Below are 15824 nucleotides of genomic sequence, written 5' to 3' on the forward strand. Positions count from 1 at the left end.
AATATTAATAATCAATATGTTACACATTAATTGTTTTAAATGAGACTTAAATTGCATTTTAAATCGATTCATTTTTGTATTATGGTGTGATACAACCAATTATTAATTAACAATCACTTAAAATAATAGCTGAACTTATTTCCTTATTTTCTGTTGTCAAAGGTTCGTGCAATGAACGACATTGGTTTTAAAAGCTTTCATGATGCAGGACAGGCTGTTCTTAATTTTTTATATCAACGCTTTGGTTTTGGTCTTTGGATGATTACCCGTGTTGAAGGTGACGACTGGATTATCTTACAAACAGAAGATCATGCTTATGATATACATGCAGGACAAGTCTTTAATTGGGCCGATTCATTTTGTTCTCAGATGGTCTTGAGCAATGGTCCTAAAATTGCCCCGCTATCCGATGATATCCCCGCTTATCACCAAGCACCCATTGCACAGCAACTCAAAATTAAAGCCTATATTGGTCACCCCCTAACCAAAGAAGACGGCAGCCTATTTGGAACTTTATGCGCGATTGATCCAGAACCAAAATCTGAGAGCCTTAAAGAAGAACAAAATTTAATTGAGTTACTGGGAGATTTACTCAGTCAAATCTTACAAACTGAACTGAGAGAAATTGAGCAGACGCGTAAAAATGAACGTTTACAAGCCGAAGCACTCCGTGATCCACTCACAGGTTTGTATAACCGTCGGGCTTGGGATCAGTTTATCCTTGCTGAAGAAGAACGCTGCCAACTCTATGGACATCCCGCCACAGTATTTATGTTAGATTTAAACGATCTCAAATTCATAAATGATATGCACGGACATGCGGCTGGTGATGAACTCATTCGTCAAACAGCGGTCGTTTTAACTGAAAGTTGCCGTAATACCGATATCATTGCACGTCTGGGTGGAGATGAATTTGCAATATTAACCGTAGAAAATGACTTAGAATCTTCCCAAGCTCACCAAAAACGAATCGTTCAAAACCTACAGGCAAAACAAATTAGTGCAGCAATTGGCTTCGCGCTACGTGACCCAAGTGATGGCATTCTTACTGCCTGCTTACAAGCCGACAAAAACATGTACCAAGATAAACTCAAGCGCAACTACGGCCTAAATGGACTCTAAGGTAATCACCTCTAAGCTTTGACCTTGAATGACAAAACTTACATCTAGCTGAGCAAATTTCATTTTATAAATTCGCTCACTATCTTCCTGATAAGCTGGTCTTGGGTCTAATGACAATACCTGATCTAATTCTTCAAATCGTGCTTGAGTTGTAAACTGCTGTGCCAACAATCGCTGCTTTTCTAATAGGGCTAACTCGGACCAATGTACGTTCATTCGTGTTGGTTCTTGTTGCGCATAACCACTTTGCGCCTCAAATACAGCATCAGAATAATGAATATAGGGTTTAATATCTAGAATGGGGGTTCCATCTAACAAATCACTCCCTGTGAGATAAACTCTGACAGACTTCCCCTCTTTTTTTACCGCTTGTAACTGTACAACAGATAATCCTATCGGTGCAGGTCGATACATGCTGCGTGTCGCAAAAACCCCTATTTTCTTATTTCCCCCCAAACGTGGTGGACGAACTTGCGCACGGAACTGGTCTTTTTTATGCTGATTCTTATTGTCATGAAACTGCCAGACTAACCATAGATGACTAAATTCTTCAATCCCTTCAAATGCAGCCAGATCATTATAAGGCGCTTGCATCTCTATATAAGACTGCACTTGAACCAAATTGGGCTGTCGTGGAATTCCAAATTTTTCCTGATACGGTGAGTGCATAATTCCAATAATGGGGAGCTGAATTTCAGACATAATCACTTTTTCTGATAAGTTCAATTAAATATATTCAGTTTATCGAGAATGATTTTAGATTAGAATAGCAAGCTGTTCTAATTTGATAATTTATTGAGACCTTTCATGGCTGCTTTTAACGTCGAAAAGATTACTCACGTACACCACTGGAATGACACGCTCTTCAGTTTTAAGACGACACGTGACACCGCATTACGTTTTAAAAATGGTCAATTTGTGATGATTGGTCTTGAAGTCAATGGTAAGCCACTTATGCGTGCTTACTCTATTGCAAGTGCAAATTATGAAGAAGAACTTGAGTTTTTCTCAATTAAAGTACCCGATGGTCCTTTAACTTCTATTTTACAACAAGTCAAAGTTGGTGATGAACTTTTAGTTTCTAAAAAACCAACAGGTACATTGGTTCTTGATGACTTAAACCCAGGTAAGAATTTGTATCTTCTTTCTTCAGGTACGGGTCTTGCACCATTCTTGTCGACTATTCGTGACCCTGAAACGTACGAACGCTTTGAAAAAGTCATTGTTGTACACGGTACACGCTTCATTTCTGAATTGGCTTACCAAGACCTTATTCTGAATGAGTTACCAAACAACGAATTTTTCGAAGAACTTGGCATTAAAGACAAGTTAGTGTACTACCCAACTGTGACCCGCGAAGAATATCCAAACCAAGGGCGTGTTACCACAGTCATTGAAACTGGCGAAATTTTTGAAAAGATTGGTTTACCACGTTTCAATCCAGAAACTGACCGTGCAATGCTTTGTGGTAGCCCAGCATTCCTTGATGATGTCGCTGCACTTTTAGATCAACATGGTCTTAAAGAATCACCACGTATGGGTGTTCTTGGCGATTACGTGATTGAACGCGCATTTGTTGAGAAGTAATCCTCTTTTCAAGTTAAAACCGAGGAAATCCCTCGGTTTTTTTTATTTTTCAGTAAGTTAATTTTTACCTAAAATGTACAATTTTTAACCCAAAGCGCAAAATTTCGTCATAAACTCCAATAAATCGACTAAAAAGTGTTGTCGAGATCAACAAAAGCACCTATAATTCGAATCAAGAACAGACAGGTCTGTCTAGTTCTATATGTGACTTTGTTGAGCTGATGTAATTTATAATCAATCCAGAGGGTACTTTATAATAATTATAATAAACGATATAAGAAAGGAGATTCTAAGCTCCTCTAAAACATTAATATTTTAGACAGCTTCTGCTCGGGGCCGGCTAAAATATTAATATCAGGGAACTATCAGCGAGGCGTGAATACCATTTATGGTATTCACGCTTTTTTATTTAGATGCCTGCTCTAATTACTTCACTTATCCGTTAAATGGAAGTCTATTTAGACTTCCATAAGCTCAAGCTGAATCAGCTTATAGACTCGTTTCCAATACTCATCAATTTTAACTAAGTTCTTGTCCATTTGAGCTTGTATGGTCATACCATCCAAAATACTTGCCAATAGACTAGCAAGCTGAAAAGACTGGGCGATCCCTAATTTTTCCAGTGCAACCCGGATACGTTCAGTCAACCACTCTTTGTATTCCATTGCAGGTTGCATGGTTGAAGGATAAACCTTGGAAACCTCCTCAACTGCTTTTTGAAACATACATCCATTAAAATCGTCCATCTGAAACCAAGCGTGGTACCAGTAAAAAATGGTTTTAATATGGTCTAAATATTCTTCAGCCCGACACTGAGCAATTGCTGCATCTAAAGATTCTTGTAAGTTCATATTTCTACGGTGTAAGCACTCTTCAATTAGTTTCGCTTTAGAAGGAAAATATTTATAGAATGTCATTTTAGCGACACCCGATTCACTAATAATTCGATCAATCCCAATCGAGTTATAGCTATAAGAATTGAAAAGATGAAGCGCAGTACTAATAATGTCGTCTTTTTTGGACATGCTATTTACCTACCAAACTTATCTTTAAGCAGAAGTGGGTCAAAATGAAATAAAAAAAGGGCATCTTTTTTAAATAAAAAACATATGAGTTACATTATATCATTATTTAAATGTGATGACTGAGTTGATACGTAAAGTTTCGTATGTGTCTATTCTATAATAATAAATCAATAAAAGTGAAGCATGCTGTGTAAATCTTTATAGCATATTTAACTTTTTTTTAATATGATTAAATCATTCAAAATCTGATATCTCGAACATGAGTACACTTGCTTTTACACAATCAGAAAATGCGCGATTGGAAGCTTTAAATTTTATTCGGCATTCGGTGGAACCATCTCTATGGCATCGGCATATCGAGCAAGTGAACACACTCAAACAGTACAGTCTTCAACATCCATTATTTCAACAAAAAATTCTAGAACGCTTACATAACCAAGCGCTTTCACTTGAGCAGCTCAAGTTAATTCATATCAATTATTTCGCCGCAATTGTCAAAGTCTTTACCGATGCATTAAGTATGCTCATCTATCAAGCGTACCAACTAGAACAGCACCCAAACATTCATAGGCAGCAGCGTATTCATGCGAAGGCTTATGCACGTTACCTATTGTCGTTAAACCTGATTGATGAGTTGGGTTTTAACACCTATCAATTACCACTCAGTTCTCCAAGTAAATCGCATTTGGTTTATTTCATGGAATTACTTCAAGCTTTAGAGATTGATCCATTTAATGAACAAGAAGTATGTAATGAAGCGTACGAACTTGACCAGTTTATTCAATCACATTTAGACTCATACGAGCACTTGTTATTAATTTTAGCCTGCGCCGAATTACAAGTGATTAAATATAGTGAAGCGTTACGCATCAATTTAGAGAAATATGATTCGCGCTTAACTGAAGGTTATTATGATTGCCACGGTATTGTTGATCATACAAATAGATTAGCCAATGATGATAATCATGAAGATGATATTTGGTCGCTTTTCACCCAAAGTTACCAAGGCATTCAAAGCAACGAATATCAGGCTGTGGTACAGGAATATCTAGATCTTTGGGCAAAGTTTTGGAACAAAATGCATCTACTCAGTACATAATTTTATCTTGCCATGTTCACATCGACATATCTTTGGTCGATGGCTTTACGGCATAAGCGACTTTACTTAGAATAACCACAATTACAATAAACTTTCTAAAAAAATCAATGGTTTTTCCCAATCTAAAATTTGAAGATTTTTTACATCCACGCCCGAAACCGACTGGCATTGATGTGCAATGTAAATTACAACATTTTGCAATCATTACCTATGCCATTGACCCAGCATGCTTTAACGACATCATCCCGCCTAGATTTAAGCTTGATACCATCGAATATCAAGGTAAAGAGCAAGTACTCATGTCAGTTGTGCCATTTATCAATGTGGATTTTAGCTCTGCTGTTTTTCCTTTTCCCAATTTCAGCATGGGACAAACCGATTACCGCGTCTATGTGATTGATCAGCACACGCAAGAACGTTGCGTTTGGTTTTTAGGAACCACGTTAGATTCATGGACACTCATTGTCCCTCGCTATTTATGGCAACTTCCTTGGCAGTCCGCAGTATTCAATTTTGAATGTCATCAAGATGAGTACGGCTACTACAAGCAATATAAGATGCAAACCCAGTCGGCATGGGCAAATGCTGAATTACAACTCGCACAATCCGAACATGACCCTTGGAATTATGCAGGCTTCCCCGACTTAGAAAGTCATTTGGTTTATCTCACCCATCCCCTCGCAGGTTTTTATCATCGTCGTGATGGTAAATTAGGGACTTATCGCGTTTGGCATGACCGTCTACAGTTAAAACCAGCTCAATTACTTCATGCAAAATTTGACTTGCTTGATCGACTGAATTTGGTTTCGTTTGAAGATCAACTGAATCCTTATAGTGTGCTGATTGAACCGATCAATGAATTCACCATTTATCTGCCACCACAAGCCATTCAGTGAAATAAAAAGAGAGCATAGCGCTCTCTTTACTCATTAACACTCTTCTAAGTTACTCACAGTTTTACCGCTATTACGCTCTGCCAATGCCTGTTTAATAACACGATAACCACCTGTTAAACCGAGAATTGACATAATTAAAGCCACAATTAAATCAGGAATTAAACTGCCTGTGCCAAACACCCCTATTGCAGCAAAAATCACGGCAATATTACCAATCGCATCATTACGGCTACACAACCAAACCGATTGCATATTGGCATCGCCATCACGAAAAGCATATAAAATAAAAGCTGAAATCACGTTAGCAATTAAAGCTAAAATACCAATCATCCCCATCGTAATGGCTTCGGGTGGAATACCTTGAACATAGCTATACGCTGTTTTTGTGATGACGATTAGGCCAAAACTCGCCATCGTCAAACCTTTCAGCAACGCAACAGTGGCACGCCAATATAAACTTGCACCCAACACCACCAGTGAAATGGCGTAATTGACTGCATCACCAAAAAAATCGAGTGAATCTGCCCAGAGCGCTGAAGAGTGCGCATAAGCCCCACCGATCAGTTCAACAAAAAACATCATCAGGTTAATAATCAGTGCAATCCATAAAGCTGTTCTAAATTTACTATTGGGTTTGACTGGTGCGGGTTCATGACTACAGCTACAAGCCATTTCCATACTCCTTGATCTATATTATGCTTATTTAAAACTATGGACTCGCTCTAAGGTCAAGCCATGCAGCATTATTTAATCCACCAACTCGCAAAAAAAACGCAATTACCTGTTGATACAGTACGCTTTTATGAAAAAAAGCATCTGATTATTCCTAGCTACCGTGCCGAAAATAATTATAAATATTATGATGAAGCAACCTTAAAACGGCTGCAATTTATCAAACAGTGCCGCGGCTTGGACATGTCACTTGCCGAAATTCAACAATTGATTGATCTCATTAAACAACCACAACAAGGGTGCCAAGTTGTCGATCAAATGATCGAACAGCATATTTTACAAGTGGAAAAAAACATTGCCGAATTGATCTCATTTCAAAGCCAGTTACAGGAACTACGTCAATCCTGTTCCAGCAATACCACCATTGATCACTGTCAGATTTTGAAAAATCTAGGTTTATCAGAATAAAACCGACTAATTTACTGGGTTGAATCCTTTTTTTATATCCATACAATAAAGACATATTATTTGTATGCCTTTATTTTGTCATGAGCATTCACCACGTTACCGAACTTCTCTCTCCTGCTGGATCTTTAAAAAACATGCGTTACGCATTTGCTTATGGAGCCGATGCGGTCTATGCAGGACAACCACGTTATAGCTTACGTGTTCGTAATAATGAGTTTGATCATGACAACCTCGCCATCGGGATTCAGGAAGCACATGCTTTAAACAAAAAATTCTATGTCGTGGTGAATATTCAACCGCACAACAGCAAGCTCAAAAACTTCATTCGTGATTTAGCACCTGTGATTGCCATGCAGCCAGATGCACTGATTATGTCTGACCCTGGCTTAATTATGATGGTACGCGAGCAATTTCCAGACATGCCAGTACATCTTTCAGTACAAGCGAATGCCGTGAATTGGGCAACCGTGAAATTCTGGAAAAATATGGGGCTGACTCGCGTGATTTTGTCCCGTGAACTGTCCCTAGAAGAAATTGAAGAAATTAAAAATCATGTTCCAGACATGGAAATTGAAGTATTTGTACATGGTGCATTGTGCATGGCCTATTCTGGACGTTGCCTCCTTTCAGGTTATATGAATAAACGCGATGCCAATCAAGGCGCTTGTACCAATGCTTGCCGTTGGGATTACAAACTGCACCAAGCTCAAGAAAATGAAACAGGTGATGTGATTCCTGTGCATCAAGTGCAAGAAAACCCGTGTTGCAATAGTGATGCAGATGAACAGCATGCCATCGCCCAGAACCAATGCGCGGAACCCGTTTTACTACAACGTAATGAAGAAGATATGTTTGCCGCTGAAGAAGATGAACACGGCACATATTTCATGAACTCTAAAGACTTGCGCGCAGTACAGCATGTCGAGCGTTTGACCCAAATGGGTATTCATTCCCTCAAAATTGAAGGTCGCACCAAATCTTATTTCTACTGCGCGCGTACCGCACAAATTTATCGTAAAGCCATTGATGATGCGTTGACAGGCAAACCCTTCGATCCATCGCTGATGTTACAACTGGAAGGCTTGGCAAACCGTGGTTATACCGAAGGTTTTTTACGTCGCCATGTCCACAGTGAATACCAAAATTATGAAACAGGCTCTTCACGTTTTGATCATCAACAGTTCTGTGGTGAAGTGTTAGAACGTCACGGGGACTACATTAAAATTGATGTGAAGAACCGTTTTGTGGTGGGTGACTCATTGGAACTCATGACCCCTCAAGGCAATATTCAATTTGTACTGACCGAAATTTTGGATAAAAAAGGCAATTCTATTCCAGATGCCAAAGGCTCAGGTCATATTGTTGATATTCCTATTCCTGCCGATGTCGATATGCAATATGCCCTGCTGATTCGTAACCTGCCAAACTCAGAAATCAATATTTCGGCTTCTTCACTGGCTTACGTGGCAGGTTAAATCATGGCTTTGAGAATTACGGATGCTTGTATCAATTGTGATATGTGCTTACCAGAATGTCCGAATGAGGCGATTTTTGAAGGACAAAAAGTTTATGAGATTGATGTAGCTCGCTGTACAGAATGTGTCGGTTTTTATGAATATCAAACCTGTATGGCAGTCTGCCCGATTGATTGCATTGAAGTTCATCCTGAACACATTGAAAGCAAAGCGGTATTAGAAGAGAAATTTAAAGCGCTCAATATTATTTAAAAATAAAACTGTTTTGACCAAGTTATTGGGGGAAAACAATAAACAATAAAAAAAGGAACATCGGTGTTAGCGTCCTCAGTTCCTATAAAAAGTAAAAAGTTTAATAGCAAGCCAACATAACTCAGTGTATGTTGGCTCTTTTTTATTATTGACCAGAACGGATCATGTAATCAAAAGCAGATAGAGACGCTTTTGCACCTTCACCCGTCGCAATAATAATTTGCTTGTATGGGACAGTAGTACAATCACCCGCAGCAAATACGCCTTTCGCATTGGTTTCATTGCGTTCGTTAATCACAATTTCACCACGTGGAGTGAGTTCAACTGCGCTTTCTTTTAGGAAGTCCGTATTTGGCAATAAACCAATTTGTACGAAAATCCCAGATAACTCAACAGTGTGCTCAACATCGGTTGCACGGTCTTTATATTTCAGGCCTGTCACTTGAGCACCATCACCAATAACTTCAGTAGATAATGCATTCATGATCACAGTGGCATTTGGCAAGCTATTTAACTTGTCTTGCAGCACTTGGTCAGCGCGCAGTTTAGTATCAAACTCAACCAAAGTCACGTGCTCAACAATACCTGCCAAGTCAATTGCCGCTTCTACACCAGAGTTACCGCCACCAATCACGGCCACACGTTTGCCTTTGAACAATGGACCATCACAGTGCGGGCAGTATGCAACACCACGGGTACGGTATTCTGCTTCGCCTGGTACATTCATTTCTCTCCAACGCGCACCAGTCGAAAGAATCACTGTTTTCGATTCCAGTTTGGCACCATTTTCAAGTTCAACTTCAACCAAACCATTCGCTGTTTGATCTGCACCAGTAATTTTATTCACACGTTGCAAGTTCATGATGTCTACACCGTATTCACGAACGTGTGCTTCCATATCTTGTGCGAATTTCGGACCAACCGTTTTCTGTACAGTAGTAAAGTTTTCAATATCCATGGTATCCATCACCTGACCACCAAAGCGTTCAGCCACAATACCTGTTTTAATCCCTTTACGTGCTGCATAAATTGCCGCTGTACCCCCCGCAGGTCCACCACCGATTACCAAGACATCAAAAGCATCTTTAGCATTTAACTTGGCTGCTTCTTTCTCAGCAGAGTTGGTATCTAGTTTGGCAATGATTTCTTCCAACGTCATACGACCTTGACCAATATGCTGGTCATCTTGGAACACCATTGGGACAGCCATAATTTTGCGTTGTTCAACTTCTTCTTGGAAGAATGCACCATCAATCATGGTTGCAGTTGAACCTGGATTATAGATGGCAATCAGGTTCAAAGCTTGCACGACATCTGGACAGTTGTGACAGCTTAAAGATACAAACACATCAAAGTTAGATTTAATATTTAAACCTTTAACCTGATTTAACACTTCTTCAGAAACTTTTGGTGCGTAACCTGATACTTGTAACAATGCCAAAATTAATGAAGTAAACTCATGCCCCATTGGCAAGCCCGCGAAGTGTACACGGGGTTGCTCTCCTGCTTTGGCAATTGCAAAGCTTGGACGACGTGAATGTTCACCATCAAAGCGTGCGGTCACTTGGTCTGATAACACTGCAATTTCAGTCACCAACTCTTTAATTTTTTCAGATTTTTCTGAAGCATCTAAAGACGCGATAATTTCAATTGGGCTTTCAAGACGTTCTAAAAGTGTTTTTAATTGCGCAGAAGTATTTTGATCTAACATTGCTAACGACTCCAGTGGAGAGATAATTAAGTTGATGAAGACATCATAGTAAAAAACATAAAATTGGTAAAACAGTTTGTATTTATAAATACAATCGAATTATTAGATAGTAATTCAAAATCTTACATAACATGAATGACTTACCCAGTATTTTTTAAATTTTGCTCAATTCTACGTGTTCTTGCAGAAAAGTACCGTGATAATAAGTAAAGCATTAAACTTAAAATAGAACTTACAATAAATGATGAAATAATAATAACTTGCAAAATATTTTCCCACTTTTGAGCCTGTTCAATTTTTGGAGAAATAGATTTTGCTAAAGGCGTTATGGCCTTACCATAAAGCTGTTGCTGCATCGACCATAATTGTGAAGCACTAAAACCATATTGAATAAAATTAGGGTCGTTTTTCTCGGCATCGACCAAAGTCAACACATAAGGAATGGCCGCATTTTCATCAGCAGGCGAATGTAATAAGGCAATTTGCGCCAGTACGTAAGCTTTGACAGGCGGTGCTAATTGGGTGTGATCTAAATATTGTGCCAATTCACTTTCATGTAAACTGTTTTTATACTCTATTGCAGTTGCATAAGGATCTTCTGCTTCATCATTCCAGTCATATTGAACATAAGTTAGAGTTGACCAAATACATATAAATGCGATGATCCAGCCTACAAATTTCAAGACAAAAGATTGAAAACGAATCGCAAAAAAGCGAAGTTTCTTAAGAAAATGAATAACAAAAAAAGCACCAATAAAAGCACTGGTTATTTTTAAGAACAACCAACCAAACCAAGACAATAAATTAAAAAAGTAATTTGGTGCTTGCCCAAACTGCATCAGAGTACGATCTGCCGATACAGGAATATGCAGTTGTTTAACCTCAAGGCTAATGCCAAACCAACTGTAAAGTATCTCCTGCTGTAGAAAATAACTGATCAAAGCCACAAGTGCCAAACTGGTTGTGAATATACACCACCCCATCAGATGTGTTTGCCGACGCTTTAAAATCTGCACACCTTGCTGAATATTGGTGGTATTGACTGCATATTCATCTTCTAATTTGGACAAGTGACCTCCTACAACAGACTAAAAAAATTTAGCGTTGATTTGACTCTAATACCAACTGACTCAAATTACTTTGTAAATTACGTAACCGCTGTGCTGCCTCTTCTCGCTTCTGCATCCCTTCTTTTTGTACTTGAAGTACGTCATTCACTGTTTGGATTAAGGTATTTTGGACGTGCTCAAGGGTGTCGATATCAATCACAGAACGCTGATTGGCACGCGCAGTATCGACTGAATTTTGATGGAGTAAATCGGCATTACGGCGTAATAAATCATTGGTCGCATCATCAATGGTATTTGCCAACTGCACACTATTTTTTTGCTCTTGTAAGGAAATGGCCAAACTAATTTGGTTTTTCCAAGCGGGTAATGTAATGTTTTTGATGGCATAGAACTTATCCACCAACATTAAATTATTGGACTGGATAATCCGAATCATAGGCAAAGTCTGCATTGCAGATTGCTGTAGCACCTGCAAATCACTGACTCGTTTCTCCAGATTATTCGATAGATGATTCAGATCATAAATTTTCTGGGTAATGGTCTGATCTTGTTCTTGTGAAGTGAGTTGAGCAATTTGCTGCTGAACTTCATGCTGCTTAATCTTGCCCGCAGCCACATAAATGCCTAACTGCTTATATTCATCTTGTACTGAGTCAAACATGTGTTCGAGTGTTTTAACTCGGTCTTTTAAGCCAGATTGTGACGCTTCAATTTCTTTAACCAAAGCATCAATTTGCTCCTTGGTGGTATTAAAGTGCTGATCAAAACTTTGCTTCGCACCTTTGAATTTACTTAAAATACTGCCCAAAAAGCCTGAATTTTTAGACTGATTCAGAATACTGCTGCTATTTAATTGCTGTGCCACTTGTACAACTTGATTCAACTTTTGTCCCGTAGCATCTAAATCTTTGTTTTGCACCAAATTCAGCAATTCATCTGTATACGTCGATGTTTGAGTCGCAATGTGCTTACCGTATTCAGCAACACTCTGATGACTCATATCTTCCAATTCCTTGGTTGCCGTCATCACCTCAGCCAAATCTGAAGGCTGCAAACCTAGCTCTTTTAAATTAAGTTGCTGAAACTGTTGTTCCGCCATTTCTGGTGTCATGGCAACAGTTAAATGATTTTGCTCAGAATTGGTCATAATTCACCTAATTTTATGAAGAGTTCCCCGAAGGTTTCTCTAATGATTTTCTTAAAGTTTTAATCAGTTTTTCACGGCTATTATCTAGCTTTAATAGCTCGGAAGTCGAGTCTGTCTGTTGACTTTGTTTGACATGATATTGCCAAGCGGGAATTAACACCTGTTGCGCTTCGGTAAAACGGTCAAGTAAACCTAAAGACAGTTGCTGAGAAAGCTGTATTTGCTGCATGGCAATATCATTACTGGCCTGTACAGTTTGCAAACTATGTATTTTCTTGGATAAGCGTTCAGAAAATTGATCTAAGGGATGCTGCGTACGTAGCATTTTCGGATACTCATGTACAAACTCTTGTGCCGCAACCACATAATTTGCCATTCTTAACCGTAAGCCTAGTAATTGCTGAAATCTTGATTGTGACTTCTGTATTTCTAAGCGTAATTTTTGACTTAAATGCTGGCAACGATCTAACAGTGTATCAAGATTTTTATAGTAATCGATTTGTCCTGAACCATGTTCAATGTCTATGCCAAGCCACTTTTGCAAAGCATTAAATCTGCGCTTTTTTAGATATTTATTCGATTGAGATAAGGCTTGAATAAGCTCTTCAATACTTTGCCTGAACTGTTGTGTGAGCAATGGATCAATGCCCTGCAACAACACAGCCTGAGCTTGAACAATCTGTTCAGCGTAATTCACCAATAATGCCGGATTATCAAAAATCGGCACCAATTCATTCCGTTGAATAGCTAAAACGTCCTGTCGATTGACCTCTATTTCAGATAAAGGAATCAGTTCAGTAACTTGCATTGCAATTTAGATCATGACCAGTATATCTCTGTTTTAACATAGCCATTAAAATTATCAACTCTGTATTTTTTATATCAAGGTAAAAGCAGCCAATTGTCGGGATCTAAAATAAACAATAAATAAATTACAATCAGTTAAAAAAGCCATTCCCCGAAAATAACAACAAAATAAACTTATACATTCATCAAACTGGCTAACTTTTTATTCGCCAAGAGAATAATTCAACAACTCCACAATCTTTCTCCATAATTTTAGTTTAATCTTACGCAACATTACATTTGGAAACATAAAGTTATGGATGCGTTACAGCCTTCTTGGAAGTTTAGTGCACTTACTTTCGCTCTTTTGAGTGTCTCAATTACAGGCTGGGCTGCCGATAACGCACAAGTCGCTACAGCAGAACCTGTACAAGTTCTAAAGACATTAAAGCTCCAAGCAGACTCCTCAGCAAATAAGAATAACGATATTAGTGCCATTGCCAAAACCATTATTAATCGTGAAGAAATGCTGAAATATGGCGATCAATCTGTCAGCGATGCTTTAAGACGTGCAGCGGGTTTTCAAATGCCATCGGCTGCTGGCCCACGTGGTCCCGGTGGAGCATCAGGTATGCGCTTCCGTGGTGGCGGTGCGCCTATTTTCATGATCAATGGTGAACCTATACAAGGCGGGCCTCGCGGGGGTATGTCCATGATTGATACCCTTACGCCAGACATGATTGAACGTATTGAAATTACCAAGCAGCCGAGTGTCACTCAAGCTTCTGTCGCCGCCTCTGCCGTCATTAATATTATTTTAAAAGAACCCTTACAAAGTTCACGTCTTGGCGGAACAGCTCGAGTTAGCTATGGATTTAACCACTCTGGAGCCTCAGAAGAAGAGCGTAAAAATATCACTTTACAGATGGATGGGCGTGATAGCCCTTGGTTATATAGCTTATCTGCCAATCAAAATTGGGATGACAGCACTTCAGTCACGGAAACTCAAACAGCAAACCAAACTCGTGTACAAAAAAATGTCGCTGAACGAAAAGGATCAATGATCAGTCCACGTCTTGAGTATGAAATTGATGACGAAAAGAAAATCGTGGCAGAACTGTTTTACCGCAATTATGAACGGGATGGATCACGTTCAGACCAAGTTCAGCAGGACAAAAATGACAGTATGCGCCTAAATACGCGCTTCGAACGTCAGGTGAATAAGAACTCGGACAAAGTCCGTCTGTCTTATGAAAAACAAAATGAAACTGAACTTACCCGCTCTCCACTTTCGTCCCTGTATATAGATCAGCAGATTGAAGAACTGGGTTTGGCATATGACGGTGTCCGTCAATTTGATGAACATCGTCAAATTAAGTTTGGCTTAGATACACGTTCAAGCCGCTTAGAAAGTAATACAGCCGATACATTAGATGAACAGCGTTATGCGCTGTATAGCGAAGGCAGTTGGCGTTTTACCGATCAACAAACTTTGACAGTTGGTTTACGTCAAGAATGGATAGATCGTACTGGCTTAGTCGATTATGACGACCAAAACCTTAGCCCAGTCGTTGCACATCGTTATGATTTTGATGATCATTGGTCACTTCAAACCAATATCAGTCAAGCATTTCGTAGCCCGAAAGCTGCCGATTTATTACCCGCAGTATCTATTTCTACAGACAGTGATGCAGGCAGCTTAAATAACCCTGACCGTGGCGGCAATCCATTTTTACGCCCAGAAAAAATCACGGCATATGAGTCCACTTTAGGCTTTAATACACCTGCGGGTGGTGTTAATGTGACGGGCTTCTATCGTCAAATTGATGACTATATTGAGTCGGTCATTCAACAAGAAAATGGACGTTACGTAAAACGTCCACAAAACCAAGATCATGCAACCACCTATGGTGTCGAGCTCTCTGGACGTTATGCATTAAAACAAAATGCTCAAGGACATTCGTGGATGCTCAACGGTCAACTCTCGACCATTCGTGCCAAAGTCGAAGATGATATGACGCATCAAGATCGTTTAGTCAGTGATGTTGCACCCTATACAGTCAGTATGGGGCTTTCTTATAATTATCAGCCGTGGCAACTTTCGACCAGTGCCAATCTCAGCTATACCCCAGAGTTTACCCGTGCTTTAGAAAATCAAGCTTATGATCGTACCAGTAACGAACGAGTCAATCTGGACATCAGTGCAACTAAACGCTTTAAAAAGGGTTGGGCGACCACATTAAGCGCGCGTAACCTGCTCAGTACTGACTACAAAGAACGTCTGAATTATCAATCCGATGGCAGTCTATATCAAGCACGTACAAGTCGAGCCATTCCTAGCGTATTGTTCAGCGTAGAAAAAAATTTTTAAATTATTCATTATGTGAATCTAAAAACCATCAAGTGACTGAAACGGCTTGATGGTTTTTCATTCTTAAACTTATTTCATTTATTTAAAACACAATTGCTTGTTTCTATTTTAATTCGACATAAAAAACATCCTCTCATTATTCA

The 15824-nt window shown here is 39.1% G+C and carries 15 protein-coding genes; 8 read left to right on the plus strand and 7 right to left on the minus strand.

Translation table 11 applies throughout. The annotated features are described in order from the left end of the window. Positions 1-171: 171 nt before the first annotated feature. Positions 172-1122: a sensor domain-containing diguanylate cyclase gene (locus tag DCO44_RS10440; RefSeq protein ID WP_116761665.1), complete on the plus strand. Its 951-nt coding sequence runs from the start codon at positions 172-174 to the stop codon at positions 1120-1122. Here DCO44_RS10440 and tsaA read toward each other — a convergent pair. After that, positions 1108-1824, minus strand: a complete 717-nt coding sequence (gene tsaA, locus DCO44_RS10445; RefSeq protein WP_171304962.1) for a tRNA (N6-threonylcarbamoyladenosine(37)-N6)-methyltransferase TrmO — start codon at positions 1822-1824, stop codon at positions 1108-1110. The genes DCO44_RS10440 and tsaA overlap by 15 nt on opposite strands. A gap of 105 nt (positions 1825-1929) precedes the next feature. On the opposite strand from tsaA, the gene DCO44_RS10450 reads away from it, so the two are divergent. After that, positions 1930-2709 (plus strand): ferredoxin--NADP reductase, encoded by a 780-nt coding sequence (locus DCO44_RS10450; protein WP_116761667.1) that lies wholly within the window; start codon positions 1930-1932, stop codon positions 2707-2709. Between the two features lie 458 nt (positions 2710-3167). Here DCO44_RS10450 and DCO44_RS10455 read toward each other — a convergent pair whose 3' ends face one another. After that, positions 3168-3734, minus strand: coding sequence for a TetR/AcrR family transcriptional regulator (locus tag DCO44_RS10455; RefSeq protein WP_116761669.1), 567 nt, complete (start codon positions 3732-3734; stop codon positions 3168-3170). A gap of 259 nt (positions 3735-3993) precedes the next feature. Between DCO44_RS10455 and DCO44_RS10460 the strand changes: the two genes are divergently transcribed. Then, positions 3994-4833 (plus strand): hypothetical protein, encoded by an 840-nt coding sequence (locus DCO44_RS10460; RefSeq protein ID WP_116761671.1) that lies wholly within the window; start codon positions 3994-3996, stop codon positions 4831-4833. 107 nt (positions 4834-4940) lie between these two features. Continuing rightward, complete coding sequence (locus tag DCO44_RS10465; protein ID WP_116761673.1) at positions 4941-5729, plus strand: DUF2071 domain-containing protein; 789 nt, start codon at positions 4941-4943, stop codon at positions 5727-5729. A 33-nt stretch (positions 5730-5762) separates the two neighbouring features. Here the strand turns inward: DCO44_RS10465 and DCO44_RS10470 are convergent, their stop codons facing one another. Beyond that, the gene (locus DCO44_RS10470; protein ID WP_116761675.1) at positions 5763-6401 is read right to left on the minus strand and encodes a cation transporter; all 639 of its coding nucleotides are present in this window, start codon (positions 6399-6401) and stop codon (positions 5763-5765) included. Positions 6402-6464: 63 nt separating this feature from the next. Between DCO44_RS10470 and DCO44_RS10475 the strand changes: the two genes are divergently transcribed. The 3 genes from DCO44_RS10475 to DCO44_RS10485 all read left to right on the plus strand — a co-directional run bounded on the left by DCO44_RS10475 (position 6465) and on the right by DCO44_RS10485 (position 8596). Then, entirely contained in the window at positions 6465-6869 is a 405-nt protein-coding gene (locus tag DCO44_RS10475; protein ID WP_044739419.1) for a Cd(II)/Pb(II)-responsive transcriptional regulator, read from the plus strand. Positions 6870-6949: 80 nt separating this feature from the next. After that, positions 6950-8344, plus strand: coding sequence for a tRNA 5-hydroxyuridine modification protein YegQ (yegQ, locus tag DCO44_RS10480; protein ID WP_116761677.1), 1395 nt, complete (start codon positions 6950-6952; stop codon positions 8342-8344). A gap of 3 nt (positions 8345-8347) precedes the next feature. Next, positions 8348-8596: a YfhL family 4Fe-4S dicluster ferredoxin gene (locus DCO44_RS10485; protein WP_116761679.1), complete on the plus strand. Its 249-nt coding sequence runs from the start codon at positions 8348-8350 to the stop codon at positions 8594-8596. A gap of 145 nt (positions 8597-8741) precedes the next feature. Here the strand turns inward: DCO44_RS10485 and ahpF are convergent, their stop codons facing one another. From ahpF to DCO44_RS10505, 4 genes are all read right to left on the minus strand, one after another. Next, the gene (gene ahpF / locus DCO44_RS10490) at positions 8742-10307 is read right to left on the minus strand and encodes an alkyl hydroperoxide reductase subunit F (RefSeq protein WP_116761681.1); all 1566 of its coding nucleotides are present in this window, start codon (positions 10305-10307) and stop codon (positions 8742-8744) included. 140 nt (positions 10308-10447) lie between these two features. Beyond that, positions 10448-11377, minus strand: coding sequence for a hypothetical protein (locus tag DCO44_RS10495; RefSeq protein ID WP_116761683.1), 930 nt, complete (start codon positions 11375-11377; stop codon positions 10448-10450). A gap of 28 nt (positions 11378-11405) precedes the next feature. Continuing rightward, positions 11406-12524, minus strand: a complete 1119-nt coding sequence (locus tag DCO44_RS10500) for a toxic anion resistance protein (RefSeq protein ID WP_116761685.1) — start codon at positions 12522-12524, stop codon at positions 11406-11408. A gap of 13 nt (positions 12525-12537) precedes the next feature. Continuing rightward, entirely contained in the window at positions 12538-13332 is a 795-nt protein-coding gene (locus DCO44_RS10505; protein ID WP_116761687.1) for a tellurium resistance protein, read from the minus strand. Between the two features lie 294 nt (positions 13333-13626). On the opposite strand from DCO44_RS10505, the gene DCO44_RS10510 reads away from it, so the two are divergent. After that, the gene (locus DCO44_RS10510) at positions 13627-15681 is read left to right on the plus strand and encodes a TonB-dependent receptor plug domain-containing protein (protein ID WP_116761689.1); all 2055 of its coding nucleotides are present in this window, start codon (positions 13627-13629) and stop codon (positions 15679-15681) included. Positions 15682-15824: the final 143 nt, after the last annotated feature.

The sequence above is a fragment of the Acinetobacter sp. AM genome, assembly GCF_003105055.1.
Taxonomy (GTDB): Bacteria; Pseudomonadota; Gammaproteobacteria; order Pseudomonadales; family Moraxellaceae; genus Acinetobacter; species Acinetobacter tibetensis.

What these genes read in the sequence shown, in the direction of transcription:
- DCO44_RS10485 (WP_116761679.1), top strand. Translation starts at nt 8,348, where the DNA reads ATGGCTTTGAGAATTACGGATGCTTGTATCAATTGTGATATGTGCTTA.
- DCO44_RS10475 (WP_044739419.1), top strand. Translation starts at nt 6,465, where the DNA reads ATGCAGCATTATTTAATCCACCAACTCGCAAAAAAAACGCAATTACCT.
- ahpF (WP_116761681.1), bottom strand. Translation starts at nt 10,307, where the DNA reads ATGTTAGATCAAAATACTTCTGCGCAATTAAAAACACTTTTAGAACGT.
- DCO44_RS10460 (WP_116761671.1), top strand. Translation starts at nt 3,994, where the DNA reads ATGAGTACACTTGCTTTTACACAATCAGAAAATGCGCGATTGGAAGCT.
- DCO44_RS10510 (WP_116761689.1), top strand. Translation starts at nt 13,627, where the DNA reads ATGGATGCGTTACAGCCTTCTTGGAAGTTTAGTGCACTTACTTTCGCT.
- DCO44_RS10455 (WP_116761669.1), bottom strand. Translation starts at nt 3,734, where the DNA reads ATGTCCAAAAAAGACGACATTATTAGTACTGCGCTTCATCTTTTCAAT.
- DCO44_RS10470 (WP_116761675.1), bottom strand. Translation starts at nt 6,401, where the DNA reads ATGGCTTGTAGCTGTAGTCATGAACCCGCACCAGTCAAACCCAATAGT.
- DCO44_RS10505 (WP_116761687.1), bottom strand. Translation starts at nt 13,332, where the DNA reads ATGCAAGTTACTGAACTGATTCCTTTATCTGAAATAGAGGTCAATCGA.
- DCO44_RS10440 (WP_116761665.1), top strand. Translation starts at nt 172, where the DNA reads ATGAACGACATTGGTTTTAAAAGCTTTCATGATGCAGGACAGGCTGTT.
- tsaA (WP_171304962.1), bottom strand. Translation starts at nt 1,824, where the DNA reads ATGTCTGAAATTCAGCTCCCCATTATTGGAATTATGCACTCACCGTAT.
- DCO44_RS10450 (WP_116761667.1), top strand. Translation starts at nt 1,930, where the DNA reads ATGGCTGCTTTTAACGTCGAAAAGATTACTCACGTACACCACTGGAAT.
- DCO44_RS10500 (WP_116761685.1), bottom strand. Translation starts at nt 12,524, where the DNA reads ATGACCAATTCTGAGCAAAATCATTTAACTGTTGCCATGACACCAGAA.
- yegQ (WP_116761677.1), top strand. Translation starts at nt 6,950, where the DNA reads ATGAGCATTCACCACGTTACCGAACTTCTCTCTCCTGCTGGATCTTTA.
- DCO44_RS10465 (WP_116761673.1), top strand. Translation starts at nt 4,941, where the DNA reads ATGGTTTTTCCCAATCTAAAATTTGAAGATTTTTTACATCCACGCCCG.